We start from the raw sequence: 17,492 nt of genomic DNA, 5'->3' as shown, positions 1-17,492 counted from the left end.
GCGCCGCCTCAGCGTCGTACGCGGGCCGTGCGGGACGAGGGGGTGATGCCATGAGGTCTCCTCCGAAGACGGACCTGCCGTGCCCCAGCACGAGGAGCACGGCAGGTCAGAGCGAGCGAGAGAAGGTACGGGGGATCAGTGCGTGTAGCCGTTGGCCGTGGCCGGAGAGAACCGGTCAGCGACCCGCGCCGCGATCGACATCGGTAGCCGGGTGGCCTGTTGGATGTCGACGGCGGTGACCGGCCGGTCCAGGTCGGCAACGAGTCGCCGGATCTGGGCTTGCATGCCGGTCGGAATCCCCAAGCCGTCCAGGGCCGCAGGCTCCACAGCGGCGTCACTCGTCGGCTCCTCCCGGCAAACCGGAACCGAGGCCGGGACCTCCACCGGAGCGGGCGCCGCAACGGAGACCGGAACCGGGGTCGGCGGTGCCGGGGTCGGCGGTGCGGGGGTGGCGGGTTCCGCGAGGACGGCCGGCATAGTCACCGGAGCCGGAGCCGGAGCCGGAGCCGGAGCCGGAGCCGGAGCCGGGGCGGGTTCCGACGCGGGTGCCGGGGCCGGGGCGTTCGCGGGGAGAGTGATGGCCCGCCGCGCTTGGGTGCAGCGTGCCTGCACGATCGGCATGACTTCGGCCAGGAAGAACACGAGGATCGGCACCATGAAGTGCGCGGCCAGCATTCCCGCGCTGATCCCGCCCTCACGGGGCCACAGCGCCGGCACGACGTTCATGACGAGCGTGGAGCCGAGCAGGAACCGTTTGAGCCAGTCGACCGCCTTGGAGTCGATCTCGATGTTCCGGGCGATCATCGCGGCTTCCCAACGCAGGACAGTGATGAGGATGCCGACAAGGCAGGGCTCAACTCCCCAGCAGCCCCACCACACCGGGTCAGCCGGGGTGAGGTGACCGGCTAGAAAGTCCTGGACGCCGGTCGTGGTGAACACCGACCCGATGGCCAGGAACAGCCACAAAGAACGGGTCACGCTCACCCGCAGCCGCTCGATGTCCACGATGTCCAGCGCGGCATCCTGCTCCAGGTCGTGAAGCTGCCGCGCCACATCCAGGCGCTTACTCAGCCGGCGGACCGGGCGGGGCTGCTTCGCCGGCCGCTTACCGGTGTCGTCTTTCTCCACCGTCGATCACCCCGCCGACGTGGTGGTGAGTTCCGTGTGCGGCCATCCCGCGACCCGCACCAGCTCGGTGATGTCGGAGTCGTTGCAGTACGCCGCCCGCACCCGCATCGGGGTCCGCGAGCGCTGCTTGACCACGAACCCGATGCCGGCCGAGTCCGCCACGTTCGGGATCTCGTCCGCGAGCGCGCCCCGGCGTCGCATGTCGTCACCGAGCACCATGTCGACGTGTCCGGCCGAGGTCGCCCGCAGGCACACCCGCAGGGAGAACAGGTCTCGCTGAGGGATCACGTCCTTGGTGGGCTCTTGGAGTGCGCCGATCACGCTGCCGCCCAGCGCGCGAGCCTGCGACAGGATCAGCGGCAACACCGCCTGAACGCCCCGGGTCAACGACCGATCGCCGTAGCCGGTCACCGCCCCCAGCTCATCGATCACCAGCAGGTCCAGGGGCGTTTCGCGGGACAGCTCGAAGGTTCGCCGGCCCTGTTCGGCCAAGGTCTTCTTGCGGGCCTGCATGGTGTCCCAGAAGCCCGCGATCACCTCGACGATGTCGGCATCGGTCTCGGCGTACCGGTAGGACACCGGCCGCAGAGCGTTCAACTCGGTGCCCTTGGGGTTGACCACGTGCACGCGCACCAGGCCGTCACGGATCAGGGGCGCGCACGCCCGCAGCGCCATCCAGGTGACCGAGTTCTTGCCCGACCCGGTGGCACCAGCGACAAGCCAGTGCTGCCCGATCAGCGGTGCATACCAGTCGGTGCCGTGTTCGGTCTCACCCAGGTACACGTTCGCCAGGCTCACGGCGTCTGCGTCGGCGGGGATGTCCGGCGGGATGACTACCTGAGTGAACGGCTCGGACCGCTGCACGATCAGCGCGATGATCTGGGGCCGGACCCGCTCGACGCCCACCCGTTCCGCCTTCAACGCGACCGCCAGCGCTTCGGCCGCCTCTTCCCACAGCTTCGGCGTCTGGCCGAGCAACAGCCGGACGTACACCGTCTCCGTCGACGGGGAGTGCGACCGGACCCGGATGATCCGAGGCACGTTGACACGCTCGGTCCGTCGATTCACCGTGACCAGCCCACACGCTTCCGTCACCCGGCCCCACCACGGACCGAGGTACGTACGCGACAGCCACCGCCGACGCAACGCCCGCAACTGCGGGGCCGCCAACTGGTCCCACGAGTCCGGGTGACCCCGGTACCAGCCCACACCGGCCGCAACGGCACCCGCCATCACACCACCCGTGGTCATCGGCCCGAACTGCACCAAACTCGCGGCGACAGCGGCCGGAGCAGCCATGAAACCCGGGTGACGCATCGCCCACCCCGCAACCCGCCACTCTCCCCCCTGCTTACGCTTCTTCCCCATTGATCGCACCTACCTTCACCGTTTGAAAAGGAATCGTCATGTCATGTTTTAGAGAAAGAAAAGGCCCGGATCGGATTACCAACCCGGGCCTTTCCGTTCGAGCAATTACCGTCAGCGCACGCCCGCAAGCATTTGCTTCGCGAGAGTCGTGGACTCCTTCGCCTCCCGCGTCTCATCCATCCACGGGGCGGCCTCTTCGAGCAGAACCAGCAGCACCGCGACCGCCCGACGAAGTTCGTCGTAGTGCCGCATGTACCGATACCGCTCCGGCATCCCCTTCATCGAAGAACGCATCAGCCGCATAGCCTGATCGATACCGTCATAGGTGTCGCTAATCTGGTACGACATCAACCCACCTTCCACGGCTTCGCGACCAAATCGGCCTCGAACGTCTTCACCCGCGTGTGGAAAGCCCTCAGGGCTTCCGTCGCCTGCTTCTGCGCGTCTTCCAGCTCCTCCACCCGGGCCGCAAACTGGTACAGCGTTCCCGGAGGAGGCTCGCACCCCTTGATCAGGCTCTTCGTGCCATCCAGCAACATCGCCAGACCCTGCACGTTGCCCATCAGGGCTTCATACCGAGACCTACCGGTCCACGACTTCACGATCTCCGGCACCAAATCCATACCGCTCCCTCCGGTCCTTGCCACCATCGGTGGGCACCACCCGCCCCCGGAAACACGCTCCAAGGGACGGATAGAAACCACCGACCGGCGACTACTCCCGACCGGACAGACGCCACACCCGACGCCACCGACGCCCCTCACGACGAATAAGACCGACGTTCAGAGAAACCGACAGCAGCAGCAACCCGATAAGAATCAACTCGAAGTCCGACACGGCAAACCTCCTTTCAGAATATGGGAAATGCTAATAGCAGCATTGGGCCTGTTTTTGGCAAGGCTCTATCCACTGTGGAATTCTCAATGAACGATCTGCCGATGACGCCACCGCAAGAACAGTGGACTCGCCGACATAAGTGCCCCGACCCGACTCGAACGGGTCACCCACCTATGGGGCGGGGCTGAAGTGCCTACGAGGAACGCAATCCATCGCGCCTGTCGACGCGCCGCCGGGTGATCTCCTGCTGAAGCTGCCGCATTACCGCAGCCGGGCTGATCGGCACATCACCGAGACCGTCCAGTCGGGCCGCGACCTCGTGCAGGGTGGCGGCAAGCTCCGAACCGGTCGGGTAACCCCTGTCGACTGCACCCAAGTTCTGCATCTCGGGTTTCCTTTCAGCCTCTACGAACTGGTGTTCGGGGTGTAGAGCCCCCGGCCGTTGCAGCGGCATGGGGCTCACTCCTAGTGGGCCGTCTTCAGCCCCTGCGCCTTCCACGTCAGACCGGAGCGCCCGTCCCGCTCCCAGTGCGACACCGTGGCCCCGATCAGCTCCACCAGGTCGCCTTCCTCCACCGACCCCGGGTCCGCCGAGAGCGTGATCTTCAGTTCCTCACCCTTGCCCCGGTAGCCATCCTCAGTCGCGAGAGGCTTTGCGAACACCGCCACCACGTACAGCGGGTCATCGGTTCCATACGCCGTGAGCACCTTGCCCTCCTGATCCGTCTTGATCGACGGCTCCTCCACCACCCGCAGCTTGAAGCCACCCAGGTTCACCGGGATGTTCCGCATCTCTCGATCTCCCTCGTCTCTCACGCCATGCATCGCTTGCTCCACTTGGCAACCCTGGCTAGCCAAGTGGTGTGCGATGACGGTAACTGGGCTTGGCTAGTCAGGTCAACCCAAGCCCAAGAACTTTCCTTACTTGGCTAGTCAGAGCTACCGTGAGCAGGTGACCGAAGAACTTGACTTCCTGGGCCAGCTAGACCCAGATGATCCGAAGCAGGCGTCGCAGCAGATCGCCAACAAGCTGCGCGCGGCCATCCTCACTAGGCGGCTTGCACCGGGTGACAAGCTTCCATCGCAGCCCGAGCTGGCTGCTCGCTACGGCGTAGCACGGGAGACGGTAAAACGGGCGTTAGAGCTGCTCCGGGCAGAACGGCTGATCGTGTCCCGGCAGGGGAGCGGCGCGTTCGTCCGGGCACAGACACAGCGAGCCGTTGAGCTGCGCCCGCACATCGAAGCCGCGTTCGAGCGGCCCCACGTCACCATCGATTTCGCAGGTTTCTCCGGCGAGACGCTGCGAGACGCGATCTCTGAGGCGCTCGACAAGGTGCGCGTCGGGCGACTCGCACCGGACACGATCGCTGTGCGAGTACTGATCTCCGATATGACGGTGCCAATGGCGCTACCGTCGCGAGCAGAGACGCAGGCCGACGACCCAGCGGTGCGCGAACGCGCGGAGCGGATTACCCGCCGAGCGGCAGACGGGATTATCGATCAGGTCACTGAACTAGGCGACCTCGGCCTAATCCGGTCGACCACCGTTGAAGTGCGGATGCACCGCGCATCACCGCTATTCAAGCTCTACATCCTCAACGGCGAAGAGGTCTTCTATGGCTTCTATCCCGTCGTGGAACGCACCGTTTCGATCAAGGGCGAGCCGGTAGCAATCTACGACCTGATGGGTAAGGACGTGCCGCTGTTCCACTACGCCGCGACGGACGACGACACCTCGCACGGCACACAGTTTGTCGAAGCCTCCCGTCAGTGGTTTGACTCGGTTTGGTCGACCATTGCCTACGGATATGCCGGATGAACGCCGACCTCGGCCGACTGTTCGGTCAGACCCGCGCGCTGTTGCTCGACTTCGACGGCCCGGTGTGCAGCGTCTTCGCCGGGTATCCTGCGCCGCAGGTGGCTACTGAGCTGCTTGATGTGCTCCGGCAGCACGGTGCCGATGTGCCACCAGACCTTGCCAGTGAGCCGGATCCCCTCGAAGTGCTACGGCGAACAGGTGCGGCGGGAAACCACGACATGACGCGAGCAGTAGAGAACGCGCTCTGTGCAGCCGAGCGTCGGGCCATCGAAACTGCCGAGTCAACGCCGTACGGCCGGGAAGTGATCGTCGCGGCCCGACAAGCCGGCCTTCCCGTGGTGGTGGTCAGCAACAACTCTGCGGGTGCGGTGAACGCTTATCTGGCAGTGCATCGTCTTTCCACGCATGTTTCCTCAGTCGTTGGACGTGCGTACGCCGAACCAGAGCGCATGAAGCCCAACCCGCAACCGATTCGGCAAGCCGCACATGCTGTGGACAGTCCGCCGGAATGTTGTGTACTGATCGGTGACTCGCTTGCAGACATTGACGGGGCGCGTGCAGCCGGAGTGCCTGTAATCGGATACGCGAACCGACCGGCCAAGGTCAATAGATTCCGGGCAGCCGGAGCGGATGTAGTGGTCACCAGCATGCGAGAGGTCGCTGACGTTCTAGTCGAGCGACTGGGCACATAAATTCCTGCAAGTTTCCGGCGCCGCTGGTCCTTGCGATGGCCGGAGCGTGTGGCCGACTCGGTCTCATGACGCGGGACCGGCGGGTCAGAACATACGAGACACCACTCTGGTCTATTCGTCATGTCCTGAGTCAAAGTCGTCGGCAACCGCCGGTGGACGCCAGGCTCTATCCTCCAGCATGAGCGAGACGAGGACGTTGCGAGGGTCACGCTCAAGGATCGGACGCACAACGGCACGCCCTGCACCAGCCGTGAGCAGCCCAAGCGCGAATATTCGGAGCAGCAGCGGGTCTGATGTCCTGTCGAGTCTTCCACGAATAATGTCTCGACACTGGGCCGGCGCAACCGAGGACAGTCGCTGTGTAGCTATTGCAACCTTTTGCGCATCGCTGCTATCGGCAAGCCAGCTTCGGAGTACTTCCCGTATGGGTTCAGTAACTCGCTTTACAGGAAAAGTCAGAGCCAACTGAGAACAAACCCAATCCACCCTCGCCCAGTCCGAGTTGCAGTAAGACGGAAACCATTCCTCCAGATGCGCCCAGAAATCCTCTACAGTCGGGCTCTCCTCATCGTGTTCCCCACACCGCCTCAGGTATCGACCTAGTGAGTCAGCGGCATGCGGGATCTTGGGTGCAGCATCAAGCCACTGTTCCCAGTTCCCGAATACGTTTCGCGCCATCAATGCGGTAAGAGTTGCCCGGTGCCAAGTACGCGAAAAGCCATCGGGCTGCGCCAGCAAAGCTTCCTCCACCCTCTGGAGGGCCGGAATGTTTTCCACGACAGTTGGCGCACCTGACTGCGCCCAGACCACGCTCTTTGGTACGGACAGTTCGCGGGTTCCCTCAAAACGCACTTCCCTGACTGCCTCCTCCGCCGTCGTCAGCTTCGTCTTTGCTGCGTTCGGCTCCATTCCCAGATGCCGGATGCGATCCTGAATGTCGAGGTAAGCGGAATACAGCTTAGACTCAGATCCGAGCGCAGTGATGTCGTCCATCCACCTGGTGACCAGCGCCAGCCCGCCGTCGAACGCCGCCTCCAAGGCGTCATCAACAGCCCCCAAATAGAGGTGCGCCAACGCCGCCGACGCGAAGCTTCTCTGCGGGATACCACTTCTCGTCGCCAAGCTGTCGTGCTGCCTCAAGACGCTGTCAATAACGCCAGCCGAGGCGGTTTTACCAATTCTCTCAAACGTCATCTCCGACAGGTCTTCAACACGAATGGACGCGAAGAAGGACGAGATGTCTACCTGCAACCCGTACTGTCCGTCGTCAGGCTCGGCGGGAATCGAATCCAGATAGTGCGCCCACTCAAGCCGATTCTTGGAAGGGACATCACTGTTGCGGGAGCGCCACCCATACACCCAATCGGGAAGCGATCGATGCATCTTTTCGATATTGGAAGCTACTGCAGTGGTATACAGAATCCTCGAAAGCGAATCTTGCAAGACCGCTGGCCGCACCGCGAGACGGTTCTTCGGCACCTCTGCCGGATGAAAGAAGGTCGGATGCCGCGGAACGAAGACCCCACCATCCTTCCGAAGAACATCTGAGATAGGCAGAGAGGCCGGACGGCTCTGCAGCCATTGATATTCGGGCCATGCCCACGGATCGCGGTACCAGTCTCCGTACATTTCCGCCAAGGCGAGCCCGCATCCCTTGACGAGGTCCATCCCCAGGTCAGATCCTGCCATCCGCCGAGATTAACCGAAGCAGCCAGCCGCGTCGTCGTCTTTTCGGGCGCGCTACTGTGGACGGAGGGCTTCTACAGACTCTGGGTGCTGCATGAGCCCAGCGCTGGCCGCCCCCTAGCTGCCGCTGATGCGTTTGACGGGGACGAGGTTGTGCGCCCGGAAAGGCGCTTCACCCTGTTTCCGTTTTCGGCGAAGCTGGCTTGGGGAAGATCACGTTTGCTCATCCCTTGCCGTACTTCAACATATACTCGTGATTCATTCGGTTGATGACCTGGCTGGGAATTGTCACCTTAGCGCCTGATCCTGCCACTGAAAGCCGAGCCAACTCCTCGGCAAGGGACTGGTAGTGCCGCTGCATCATGGCGATCCGATCTCGCTCTCGCAAGTTAACCTCTAATGCTCCGTCAATTACATTCGCTGTATTTGTCTCGTCGGCTACTGCCAGTCGACGTTGCCCTAGATCCATAATCCGTTGGTCGGCTTCTTCGACTTCCTCCTCAAGTGCGGTGGCAAGGTACTGGGCTCTTTCCGAAAGAACGGCCAACCGGCTCGGTGTCAACCGCGCGGCATTCGAGCGATCGTGTGGCACGAAGATGGTGTCAACTTGGCGGAGGGTGTCGTCGCTAACCTTCGTCTTCAAGTGCTTTGAAGCATGGTAGAGGAAGGTGCGTGTTGCCATAATCGACAACCCGACGCCAGCTTCGCGCTTGCATTCATCAACCAGTTCCGGGCGTGCCCCCATTGTCTTCCCGCCGACTCGCCAAAACCAGTCCTCTTTGACGTCCTGAGTCACAATGAGCAGCGGTGTCTTCCGTTTCATGACTTCGTTAAGTGCCTGACGCCATAGGAGGTAATCGCCATGAGGGTCGGTCTTTTTGCGATCCTCGTATCCTGGCGGCTCTTTGCACTTAATTCGCCGCGCCGCTTCGTCTCTCGCAGCCTTCTCGGCGTGCTCGGAGAGGGGCTCGCCGGTTCGCGATGAAAGGAGTCGTTCAAACTTCTCAAGGATGGGATCTTTATGGGCCGCATTCTCCGGAATGCCATGTTCGCTTCTTAATCGCTCTAGTTCCCTAACTGCCTCGTCTAGCCCTCGGAGAGCTACCTGTTGCAAGCGGTCCGACTCGCCGTCCGGCAAAGCTACGCGCTTGCTGAGGCTTTCTAGCTTCTCGCCTAGGTTAGTGGTGACTTGGTCTCGGAAGTTAGAGATCGTTTTGATGGCATCTCGATAAGAGGCGTCATGTTCTGCAATAACTGCAACTCGATTTTTGTGAAATTCGAGGGCAACTTGATGTGGTAACCATAGGCGGTCTTCCAACCTCTCTAACGCTTCGAACAGCTCTGCGCGGGTTTTGGCCGCGAACCGGTAGGCGTCGAGCAGCACGTTGGTATCTAGAACGACCGTGCCTTTTGTTACTGCTTCCTTCGTCTCATCCTCTGACGGCGGCAGCCAGTGCCGGAAGGGCTCGCTGAAACCGGGCATGATGCTCTCTCCCGAGGGCCTTTGGCGTGGCGCGTATGTCGAGCCAGACTGGTTCTTGTTCGTCGCGGCTCTGTCTACAGCATGGCTGAGCGTAGTGTGTTCAGACTTTCTTTACTTGGTCAAGGGCGGGCCGCAAGCGGCCCGCCGCCGTGATCGCGCCGGGGCGCGCGTGCGGCCTGGCGGCCGGTCACGCCCCGGCGCACGGCGTATCAGGGGGAGCCCTTGACAGCCGCAGTGCAGCTCCCCGGCCGACCGGGCAAACCCTCGTGTACCCCGGCGTCAGAACGGGCCGCCGCCGGGGACTGAGCGCCGAGAATGACCCGCAGGGCAGGACCCGCAAGCCCCAAGCATGGGGGCAGCGCCCGCAGTGCCGAGCAGACGACCCCCCGCGCCAGCTACGACCGAATCCAGGTCAGGTCAAAACCATCGCCTGGAAGGGGGTGGGTAGCCGCCGGGGTCGAGGCGATCGGCCAGGAGCCGACTTCGCTGCCAGTCGCGGTTGAGGTCAAAGGCGCTGCTGTGGCGGTGTCCGCCGGGTGCCGGACCGTGACACGAAAGCCGACTCCGACCCCGGGCGCCCATCAGATCGACGGGCAGCGCGCAGGCCGGCCAGCCGAACGTAGATCTCCCGCTTGTCGACGGCGTTGCCCCGCTCATCGAGCTGATAGCCCGTCAGCCACACCCAGCCCGGATAGGTCGGCTTCGGGCACACCGAGATCACCCGGAACATGAACCGCGGCTGCCGTGCGAACTGCACCGACGCTTCCCGGTCGATCCACAGCTCATCACCAGGCTTGGGCGAGCGGGGCTGCGGCCTGGCCCACGTGCGGCCGTGCTGTTCGGCAGGCATGAAGGCCCCTTCCTGCTCGAAGGTTGCCCTGCCCGGCCGAGTCGGAGGAGCCCAGCCGGGCAGGGATGCCACCGCACCAGGGCGAGTTCGGATCCTCTACGACCAGCACAGCGGGTAGCCGCACCATATCCCAGCCGGTACATGGTGGTCCATGGTCTACCAAGCCTGACCAGCGCCGTTCCTGCACACCTACTGTCGAGACGTGATCGACCCCGAAGGGCCGGTGCCGGTCTACCAGCAGTTGGCGGCGATCCTGCGTGAGCAGATCGAGCGCGGGGACTTGCCACCCAACCGGCCGATCCCGAGCGTGGCCCGACTCCAACAGGAATACGGCCTGGCGCGCGGCACCATCCTGCACACGGTTCGGGTGTTGGTCGCTGAGGACCTGGTCTACGTCGTGCCCGGGAAGGGCACGTTCGTCAAACCGCACTGAGCAGGCCGCCGGCGAACGAGGCGCGAGGTCGACCTGTCGCCCTGGGGTCTCAGCCGTCAGCACCGGTCCGGCCGGATGTAGTCGCCACACCAAGCCGGAGCCTTGACCGTCCAGACCCGCCACCCGCCCCGATCTTCTCGGACCTCGAAGCGCCAGGGATGCCGGCTGCCCGTCTGTGACACCTGGTCGTGCCACCAGACCGCGTAAACCTCAGTGGCCACCAGGGCGACGCCGTCACGAACGTGGTCGACCTGCAACGGACCCGATTCCAGCTTGCTGGGCGGCATGGCGGACCCTGACATCTGCGCCCGGTAAGCGCGCCACTCACGCACCAGCTCGTCACGGCGATCGGCGGCAAGCACTCGACGCAGCCCGGCATCATCGCCGCTACTCAGCCGCAGCAGGTAGACGGCCACCGCAGCATCCGGGGCAGGCTCGCCCCGTTCCGCCTCCACCTGAGCCTTCACCGCCCACGCCGCAGGGACGGCCAGCGCACCTGAACACGCCAGAACGACGAGGGACAGGAGAGCCCAGGGCCAGCGTTTCGAGAGGGCTTCCCGCTTCACGGCAGGCACTCTAGTGATCTTGGGTTACCTTGATCAAATTTATCATGCTCAATGCACAAGCATGATCATCGGGCACAGATCCGGCACAACTGAGCCCGAAAACGGGTGTAAAACGTCGAGAGGTGCTGAGGGGTCCGGCCCTGCTCAGGGGCCAGATCTGCCCGTTTCCGGGTGATGCTCAATCGGCTTCCGACATTAGTACGTGCAATCCGGGGGCCGATCAGGGACGATGGGCGCACGGACGTCGGTGATCCGGCCGGCGTCGGCCGCGGTGGGGCGCTGTGCCCGTTTCCCGGTCGGCGGTGGTGAGTGCGGGGCCGCTGAACCGGGAGGGTGATCGCGATGCCTGACATACGACCCACGGTGGGCTCCAGTGCGCTGGTCCTCAACGCCACCTACGAGCCGCTGTGTGTCGTGTCCGTGCGTCGTGCCGCCATCCTCGTGCTCTCCGCCAAGGCGGTCTGCGTCGCCGACGGCGACGGTGTCCTGCACAGCGCCCGCAACGCGCTGCCGGTGCCGTCGGTCGTCCGGCTCACCCGCTTCGTGCGGGTGCCCTACCGCACCCACGTCGGGCTCTCCCGGCGGGCGATCTTCGCCCGGGACGGCTGGCGCTGCGCCTACTGCCGGGGCCCCGCCGAGACCATCGACCACGTCTTCCCGCGCAGCCGGGGCGGCCGGCACGCCTGGGAGAACGTCGTCGCGGCCTGCGCCCGGTGCAACCACACCAAAGGCGACAAGACCCCGGCCGAGCTGGGCTGGCGGCTGCACGCGCTGCCGGCCGCCCCGAAGGGCACCGCCTGGCGGGTCCTCGGCCACCGGGTGCCCGACCCCCGCTGGGCCGACTGGCTCGACCTGCGTGAGCCCGAGGCCGCCTGACCCGCGAGGCCGCCCCGGTCAGGCGGTGCGGGATCGCACGAGGGACGCGAAGACCACCACGTTGTCGGCGTAGCCGGTCTCCCCGCCGACCCAACGCCCGCCGCAGGTGATCAGGCGTAGCCGGGGGCGGCTGAAGTCGCCGAAGACCTCGTCGACGGGCAGCCGCTCCTTGCCGAAGCGCTCGACCGTGTCCACCTCGAAGACCGCCACCGAGCGGTCGGCGCGGGTGACCTCGATGGGGTCGCCCTCCCGCAGGTCCCGCAGCTTGTGGAAGACCGCCGGCCCGGTCGAGGTGTCGACGTGCCCGACGATGACGGCCGGGCCGTACTGCCCGGGGGTCGGGCCCTGGTCGTACCAGCCGGCCTCCTGGGCGCGGGCGGCGTCCGGCACGCCGATGCTGCCGTCCGGGGCGATGCCGACGTTGTGTACGGGCGCCCGGACGTCGATCGGCTCGATGGTGAGGTCGACGGGAGGGCTGGCGGGCAGCACCGGGAACTTCTTCGGCGGTGGCCGCAGCCCCGCGATGAACCGGTCCGGCAGCACGCTCACGCCGGCGACCCGCTCCACGGCGAGCATCGCGATGATCAGCACCATCAGCGTCCCGATCACCAGGACCGGGAGCCCGGGGTTCCGGCCGGGCGCCAGCCGGCGGCCGGCGGCGACCCAGCGGTGCCGGGGTCGGGCGGGCAGCGGCCCGACCGCCGGGTCGGTGGTGGCGACGCTGGCCGACACCGTCTCCCCGGCCACCCGCCGCAGCCGCCGGGCGGTGGCGGCCGCGGCCCGGCGGGACGCCCGCAGCGCCCGCCGGGTGGTCGCCCGGACCCGGCCCGGATCGGATCGTCTGACCCGGCCCGGATCGGATCGCCTGGTACGCCTCTGGGAGCGGGCCATGGCGGCGGCGGGTCAGGAACCGGTCCCGGTCCGACGACGGTTGCCGAAGAATCCGAAGCCCACCGCCAGGGCCACCGCGGCGAGGCCGCCCACCAGCAGCACCGAGCCGGTGCCCGTGCCGCCGGCGGTGCCGCCGCCCCCGGTCGCCGGCCCCTTCGTGGGCTGCTCCATGTTCAGCACCGTGAGCGTGGTCGTCGCGGTGTTGCCGTTCTCGCAGCGCAGGTCGACCGGGAAGTCCCCCGGCTGCTTGTTGCCCGGGATCGTGGCCTGGGCGGTCAGGAAGCCGTTGTCGGGCCGCAGCACCACCGGTCCCCCGAAGGCGTCGGAGCGTACGGTGGCCTGGCGGTTGTTGGCGTTGTCGCAACTGGCCCGGATCCTGACCCGGGTGCCGGCCTGGGCGCTGTTGGGCACCACCTCGACGAAGGTGTTCTCGCCCGCCCGCGCGGGTGCGGGCGCGATCGTGATCAGGACGAACGCCCCGACCAGGCCCAACACGGACAGGGCGCTGGTCAGGGCACGTGTGAACGCTGTGAACACCGGCATGATCCCCCCTTCCGGTGACGATCACCGGAATCCTCCCCGGGCAACAGCGCCTGCTTTCCCGCTGGCTCCGGGGCAAACCCGGATCGCGGTCAGCGCTGGCGGGGGGAGGAGGCGGTCAGCGCTGGCGGGGGGAGGAGGACAGCGGGGTGACGGGGTGCCAGTCCAGCGGGGTGGACAGGACCATCGTGCTGGACGGCTGGCCGTACGGGGCGAGCCGGTCGATGACGGCCTCGAACTCCCCGATCGACCCGGCCGCCACCTTCAGCATGCTGCATGCGTCGCCCGTGATGCGGTGGATCTCCAGGATCTCCGGCCACCCCGCCACCTCGGGGTCGTGCAGGATGCACCGCGAGCCGTAGCAGGACATCCGGATGAACGCGACCACCGTGCGGCCGGCCCGGGTCAGGTCGACGTGGGCGTGGTAGCCGGCGATGATCCCGGCCTCCTCCAGCCGGCGCACCCGCTCGGCCACGGCCGGCGGCGACAGGTGCACCCGCCGGGACAGCTCGCTGAAGGAGAGGCGGGCGTCGGCCTGCAGCTCCCGCAGCAGCGCCCAGTCCATGTCGTCCATGAGGCGACCTTACATTCTTCAAGCCGAATCGCTCTCGCACCTTCCGCGCCGCAGGTCGGAGGGCGGCAGAGCCGTTGATCCGGCATTCCGTCTGCCCGTTCCACCGCGAGATCATGTCGGTCACCCGGCCCGGCCAGGCCGGCGCACCCAGCGAGCAGAGGAGGAGCGGTGGAGCAGACGGACCTGCGGGAGCCCACCCGGGCGGCGGTACGCCCGGTCACCCCGGGGCAGCGCGCCGCCCGAGCGGCCCGCAACGGCGGGGAGCCGACCCTGGAGTTCGCCGAGCGGGTGCCGTACGACGCGTACGTGCAGGCCAGCACGCTGCACCGGCTGCAGCGACCGCTGAGCGACGACCCGGGCGAGATGTCCTTCCTGATGGTCAGCCAGATCATGGAGCTGTACTTCGGGCTGACCTGCCACGAGCTGCGCGAGACCCAGCGGCTGCTGCGCGTCGACCGGGTGTGGGACGCGCTGGCCCCGCTGCGCCGTGCCGCCCTGCACCTGGAGGCGCTGAACGCCGCCTGGAAGGGGCTGCGCTGGATGACCCCGGCCGACTTCAACCGGTTCCGCAACCTGCTGGGCGAGGGCTCCGGCTTCCAGTCGGCGATGTACCGGCACCTGGAGTTCCTGCTCGGGCTCCGGGACGAGGCGCTGATCCGGCCGTTCCGGCGCCAGGCCGAGGTGCACGCCGAGCTGCGGGCCACCCTGGCCGCGCCGAGCGTCTGGGACGACGTGCTCGCGCTGCTCGCCCGGCACGGCCACGACCTCCCGGCCGACCTGCTGGACCGGGACGTCGCCGTCGAGCACGAGCCGCACGCCGCCGTCGAGGCGGCCTGGGTGCGGATCTACGCCCACGCCGGGCCGGACAACCACCTCCGGCTGCTGGGCGAGGCGCTGACCGAGGTCGCCGAGCAGTTCGGCGACTGGCGACAGCACCACGTCAAGGCGGTGCAGCGCACAATGGGCGCCAAGGTCGGCAGCGGCGGCTCCGCCGGACTGGCGTGGTTGCAGCGCAGCATGGCCCGGGTGGTCTTCCCCGAGCTGTGGTCGGCCCGGACCGCGATGTGACCGGAGAGCGAGACACCCCATGAACACCCCCGCACCAGACTCTTCCGGGTTCGCCGCCGGCGAGGCCGAGGCGCGCCGCCGCGACGCCGCCGACCCCGGGCACCGCCACCTGTTCCACGTGCCGGCGGCCGACGGCGGGCGCTACCCCGAGGCCGCGTACCTGGCCGGCAACTCCCTCGGCCTGCAACCGCGGGCCACCCGTGGGGAGCTGCTCGCCGACCTGGACGCGTGGAGCCGCCTGGGGGTCGAGGGCCACCTGGAGGCGGAGCGCCCCTGGCTGCCGTACCACGAGCTGCTGACGGCGCCCGCCGCGCGACTGGTCGGCGCCGCCCCGGCGGAGGTCGTGGTGATGAACTCCCTGACGGTGAACCTGCACCTGCTGATGGTCAGCTTCTACCGGCCGGCCGGGGCGCGGACCCGGATCGTCATCGAGGACAGCGCCTTCCCCTCGGACAGCTACGCCGTGCGCAGCCAGGCCCGCTTCCACGGCCTGGATCCGGACGCCACCGTCGTCCGGTTGCGCCCCCGCGACGGCGAGGACACCCTGCGCACCGAGGACGTGACCGACTACCTGGCCGCCGAGGGCGACCGGGTGGCGCTGGTGCTGCTCGGCGGGGTCAACTACCTCACCGGCGAGCTGATGGACATTCCGGCGATCACCGCCGCCGGCCGCGCGGCGGGGGCCGTCGTCGGCTGGGACCTGGCGCACGCCGCCGGCAACGTCCCGCTGGCCCTGCACGACTGGGACGTCGACTTCGCCGCCTGGTGCTCCTACAAGTACCTCAACTCCGGGCCGGGCGCGCTGGCCGGCGTGTTCGTGCACGAGCGGCACCTGGGCGACCCCGGGCTGCCGCGCTTCGAGGGCTGGTGGAGCACCGACGCGGCGACCCGGTTCGAGATGACCCCGGTCTCCCGCCCGCCGGCCACGGTGGAGGCGTGGCAGGTCTCCAACCCGCCGATCTTCGCGATGGGCCCGGTGCGGACCTCGCTGGAGCTGTTCGACTCCGTCGGCATGCCGGCGCTGCGCGAGCGCAGCATCCGGCTCACCGGCTACCTGGCCGGGCTGCTCGACGGGGTGACCGCGGAGCGCCCGCTGACCGTGGTCACCCCGCGCGAGCCCGAGCGGCGGGGCTGCCAGCTCTCGGTGCGGATCGGCGCGGGCAGCGCCGCCGGGCTGGCCAAGCGGCTGCGGCACGAGCACGGCGTCATCGCCGACGCCCGCGAACCGGACATCATCCGGTTCGCCCCGGTGCCGCTCTACTCCACGTACCACGACTGCTGGCGGGTCGCCGACGCGCTGGCCACCACGGTGGAGGTCAAGTCATGACCGAGGAACGGGACGAGATCGCGGTGGTCGGTGCCGGCCTGGCCGGCTGCCTGCTGGCCTGCTTCCTGGCCCGCCGCGGCTACCCGGTGGCGCTCTACGAGCGGCGGCCCGACCCGCGTACCGGCACCGTCGAGCGGGGACGCTCGATCAACCTGGCGCTCTCCGAGCGGGGTCTCGACGCGCTGCGCCGCATCGGCCTCGACGGGCAGGTGCTCGCCGACGCGCTGCCCATGCGCGGCCGGATGGTCCACCCGGTCGTCGGGGAGCCGCAGTTCCAGTCGTACAGCGCCTCCGGCGACCGGGCGATCAACTCGATCAGCCGGGGTGCGCTGAACAACGCCCTGCTGGACGCGGCCACCGCCCTGCCCGGGGTGCGGACCGCCTTCGACCACCGGCTGGTCGGGCTCGACCCGGCCACCGGCGAGATGACCTTCGAGACCCCGGCGGGCAAGGTCGCGGCCAGCGCGTCGGTCGTGCTCGGCGCCGACGGCGCCGGCTCGGCGGTGCGCGGGCAGTTGCTGGCGTACGGGCTGCTGACCGAGAGCCTGGACTTCCTCGACTACGGCTACAAGGAGCTGACGATCCCGCCGCTGGGCGGGGACTTCGCCCTCGACCCGGACGCCCTGCACATCTGGCCGCGCGGCACCTCGATGATGATCGCCCTGCCGAACCCGGACCGCTCGTTCACCTGCACACTCTTCTGGCCCACCCACGGCACCGCCAGCTTCGCCTCGCTGGGCAGCCCCGCGGCGATCGAGCGGCACTTCGCCGAGCACTACCCCGACCTGCCGCCGCTCGCCCCGAACCTCGTCGACGACTACCAGCACAACCCGGTGGGCGTGCTCGGCACCGTGCGCTGCACGCCGTGGCAGGCGGACGGGCGGGTCGGCCTGCTCGGCGACGCGGCGCACGCCATCGTCCCGTTCTACGGCCAGGGCGCCAACTGCGCCTTCGAGGACGTCGTCGAGCTGGACCGCTGCCTGGACGAGTGCGCCGACGACTGGTCCGCGGCGCTGCCGCTGTTCCAGCAGCGGCGGCAGGCCAACGCCGAGGCCATCGCGCGGATGGCGTTGGCCAACTTCGTGGAGATGCGGGACAAGGTGGCCTCCCCGCTGTTCCAGGCCGGCCGGAAGGTCGAACACGCGCTGGAACGGGCGCTGCCGGGCCGGTACGTTTCCCGGTACGAGCTGGTGTCCTTCTCGACCACCCCGTACGCCGAGGTGGTGCGGCGCGTCCGCCGTCAGCACCGGGTGCTGGCTGCGGTGGCCGCCGGCGCGGCGGCGCTGCTGGCCGGCGCGGTCGGCGTGGCGATCAACCGAGGGAGGCGTCGATGACCGTCACCTGGGATCCCCGG

General features: G+C 67.4%; 20 protein-coding genes and 1 pseudogene. 7 read left to right on the top strand and 14 right to left on the bottom strand.

Annotated features, from left to right (window positions below; genetic code table 11):
* Window positions 1-135: 135 nt before the first annotated feature.
* From ABT006_RS20375 to ABT006_RS20345, 7 genes are all read right to left on the bottom strand, one after another.
* The gene (locus tag ABT006_RS20375) at window positions 136-1,128 is read right to left on the bottom strand and encodes a hypothetical protein (RefSeq protein WP_350708512.1); all 993 of its coding nucleotides are present in this window, start codon (window positions 1,126-1,128) and stop codon (window positions 136-138) included.
* A 6-nt stretch (window positions 1,129-1,134) separates the two neighbouring features.
* The gene (locus ABT006_RS20370) at window positions 1,135-2,445 is read right to left on the bottom strand and encodes a P-loop NTPase family protein (RefSeq protein WP_350708510.1); all 1,311 of its coding nucleotides are present in this window, start codon (window positions 2,443-2,445) and stop codon (window positions 1,135-1,137) included.
* Window positions 2,446-2,607: 162 nt separating this feature from the next.
* Window positions 2,608-2,844, bottom strand: a complete 237-nt coding sequence (locus ABT006_RS20365) for a hypothetical protein (RefSeq protein WP_350708509.1) — start codon at window positions 2,842-2,844, stop codon at window positions 2,608-2,610.
* Window positions 2,844-3,119, bottom strand: a complete 276-nt coding sequence (locus tag ABT006_RS20360; RefSeq protein ID WP_350708507.1) for a hypothetical protein — start codon at window positions 3,117-3,119, stop codon at window positions 2,844-2,846. The genes ABT006_RS20365 and ABT006_RS20360 overlap by 1 nt, the downstream gene beginning before the upstream one ends.
* Window positions 3,120-3,210: 91 nt before the next feature.
* Complete coding sequence (locus ABT006_RS20355) at window positions 3,211-3,333, bottom strand: hypothetical protein (RefSeq protein WP_350708505.1); 123 nt, start codon at window positions 3,331-3,333, stop codon at window positions 3,211-3,213.
* A gap of 193 nt (window positions 3,334-3,526) precedes the next feature.
* Complete coding sequence (locus ABT006_RS20350) at window positions 3,527-3,787, bottom strand: hypothetical protein (protein WP_350708503.1); 261 nt, start codon at window positions 3,785-3,787, stop codon at window positions 3,527-3,529.
* Between the two features lie 11 nt (window positions 3,788-3,798).
* Window positions 3,799-4,125, bottom strand: coding sequence for a hypothetical protein (locus tag ABT006_RS20345; protein ID WP_350708501.1), 327 nt, complete (start codon window positions 4,123-4,125; stop codon window positions 3,799-3,801).
* A gap of 160 nt (window positions 4,126-4,285) precedes the next feature.
* Here ABT006_RS20345 and ABT006_RS20340 point away from each other — a divergent pair, with 160 nt between their 5' ends.
* Both ABT006_RS20340 and ABT006_RS20335 read left to right on the top strand, forming a co-directional pair.
* Window positions 4,286-5,152: a GntR family transcriptional regulator gene (locus ABT006_RS20340; RefSeq protein ID WP_350708499.1), complete on the top strand. Its 867-nt coding sequence runs from the start codon at window positions 4,286-4,288 to the stop codon at window positions 5,150-5,152.
* Window positions 5,149-5,844 carry an HAD family hydrolase gene (locus tag ABT006_RS20335; protein ID WP_350708497.1) on the top strand — a complete coding sequence of 232 codons (696 nt, stop codon included), beginning with the start codon at window positions 5,149-5,151 and terminating at the stop codon, window positions 5,842-5,844. Before ABT006_RS20340 ends, ABT006_RS20335 begins: the two co-directional genes overlap by 4 nt.
* A 111-nt stretch (window positions 5,845-5,955) precedes the next feature.
* Here ABT006_RS20335 and ABT006_RS20330 read toward each other — a convergent pair whose 3' ends face one another.
* The 3 genes and pseudogenes from ABT006_RS20330 to ABT006_RS20320 form a co-directional block, all read right to left on the bottom strand.
* On the bottom strand, window positions 5,956-7,533 hold the full coding sequence (locus ABT006_RS20330) for an RNA-directed DNA polymerase (RefSeq protein WP_350708495.1): 1,578 nt from the start codon (window positions 7,531-7,533) through the stop codon (window positions 5,956-5,958).
* A gap of 220 nt (window positions 7,534-7,753) precedes the next feature.
* Complete coding sequence (locus ABT006_RS20325; protein WP_350708493.1) at window positions 7,754-9,013, bottom strand: PIN domain-containing protein; 1,260 nt, start codon at window positions 9,011-9,013, stop codon at window positions 7,754-7,756.
* 574 nt (window positions 9,014-9,587) lie between these two features.
* A pseudogene (locus ABT006_RS20320) lies at window positions 9,588-9,863 on the bottom strand (hypothetical protein); the annotation flags it as partial.
* A gap of 202 nt (window positions 9,864-10,065) precedes the next feature.
* Between ABT006_RS20320 and ABT006_RS20315 the strand changes: the two are divergent.
* Window positions 10,066-10,296: a GntR family transcriptional regulator gene (locus tag ABT006_RS20315; protein WP_350708492.1), complete on the top strand. Its 231-nt coding sequence runs from the start codon at window positions 10,066-10,068 to the stop codon at window positions 10,294-10,296.
* 56 nt (window positions 10,297-10,352) lie between these two features.
* On the opposite strand, the gene ABT006_RS20310 is transcribed toward ABT006_RS20315, so the two are convergent.
* Window positions 10,353-10,862, bottom strand: a complete 510-nt coding sequence (locus ABT006_RS20310) for a hypothetical protein (protein WP_350708490.1) — start codon at window positions 10,860-10,862, stop codon at window positions 10,353-10,355.
* A 342-nt stretch (window positions 10,863-11,204) separates the two neighbouring features.
* Between ABT006_RS20310 and ABT006_RS20305 the strand changes: the two genes are divergently transcribed.
* A complete protein-coding gene (locus ABT006_RS20305; protein ID WP_350708488.1) occupies window positions 11,205-11,738 on the top strand; it encodes an HNH endonuclease in 534 nt (177 codons plus the stop codon).
* Between the two features lie 18 nt (window positions 11,739-11,756).
* On the opposite strand, the gene ABT006_RS20300 is transcribed toward ABT006_RS20305, so the two are convergent.
* The 3 genes from ABT006_RS20300 to ABT006_RS20290 form a co-directional block, all read right to left on the bottom strand.
* Window positions 11,757-12,629, bottom strand: coding sequence for a class F sortase (locus ABT006_RS20300; RefSeq protein WP_502891008.1), 873 nt, complete (start codon window positions 12,627-12,629; stop codon window positions 11,757-11,759).
* Window positions 12,630-12,641: 12 nt separating this feature from the next.
* Window positions 12,642-13,124 (bottom strand): hypothetical protein, encoded by a 483-nt coding sequence (locus tag ABT006_RS20295; RefSeq protein ID WP_350708719.1) that lies wholly within the window; start codon window positions 13,122-13,124, stop codon window positions 12,642-12,644.
* A gap of 163 nt (window positions 13,125-13,287) precedes the next feature.
* Window positions 13,288-13,743 carry an Lrp/AsnC family transcriptional regulator gene (locus tag ABT006_RS20290; RefSeq protein WP_350708487.1) on the bottom strand — a complete coding sequence of 152 codons (456 nt, stop codon included), beginning with the start codon at window positions 13,741-13,743 and terminating at the stop codon, window positions 13,288-13,290.
* Window positions 13,744-13,911: 168 nt separating this feature from the next.
* Here ABT006_RS20290 and ABT006_RS20285 point away from each other — a divergent pair, with 168 nt between their 5' ends.
* The 3 genes from ABT006_RS20285 to ABT006_RS20275 are packed head-to-tail and all read left to right on the top strand — an operon-like array spanning window position 13,912 to window position 17,472.
* Window positions 13,912-14,811 (top strand): tryptophan 2,3-dioxygenase, encoded by a 900-nt coding sequence (locus ABT006_RS20285; protein ID WP_350708485.1) that lies wholly within the window; start codon window positions 13,912-13,914, stop codon window positions 14,809-14,811.
* Between the two features lie 19 nt (window positions 14,812-14,830).
* Entirely contained in the window at window positions 14,831-16,138 is a 1,308-nt protein-coding gene (gene kynU / locus ABT006_RS20280; protein ID WP_350708484.1) for a kynureninase, read from the top strand.
* Window positions 16,135-17,472 (top strand): FAD-dependent oxidoreductase, encoded by a 1,338-nt coding sequence (locus ABT006_RS20275; protein ID WP_350708482.1) that lies wholly within the window; start codon window positions 16,135-16,137, stop codon window positions 17,470-17,472. The genes kynU and ABT006_RS20275 overlap by 4 nt, the downstream gene beginning before the upstream one ends.
* Window positions 17,473-17,492 lie beyond the last annotated feature (20 nt).

Source organism: Micromonospora sp. NPDC002717 (assembly GCF_040295705.1).
Classification (GTDB): Bacteria; Actinomycetota; Actinomycetes; order Mycobacteriales; family Micromonosporaceae; genus Micromonospora.
The sequence above is the reverse complement of the archived record's forward strand: the minus strand, read 5'-3'. Positions and strand labels throughout refer to the sequence as shown.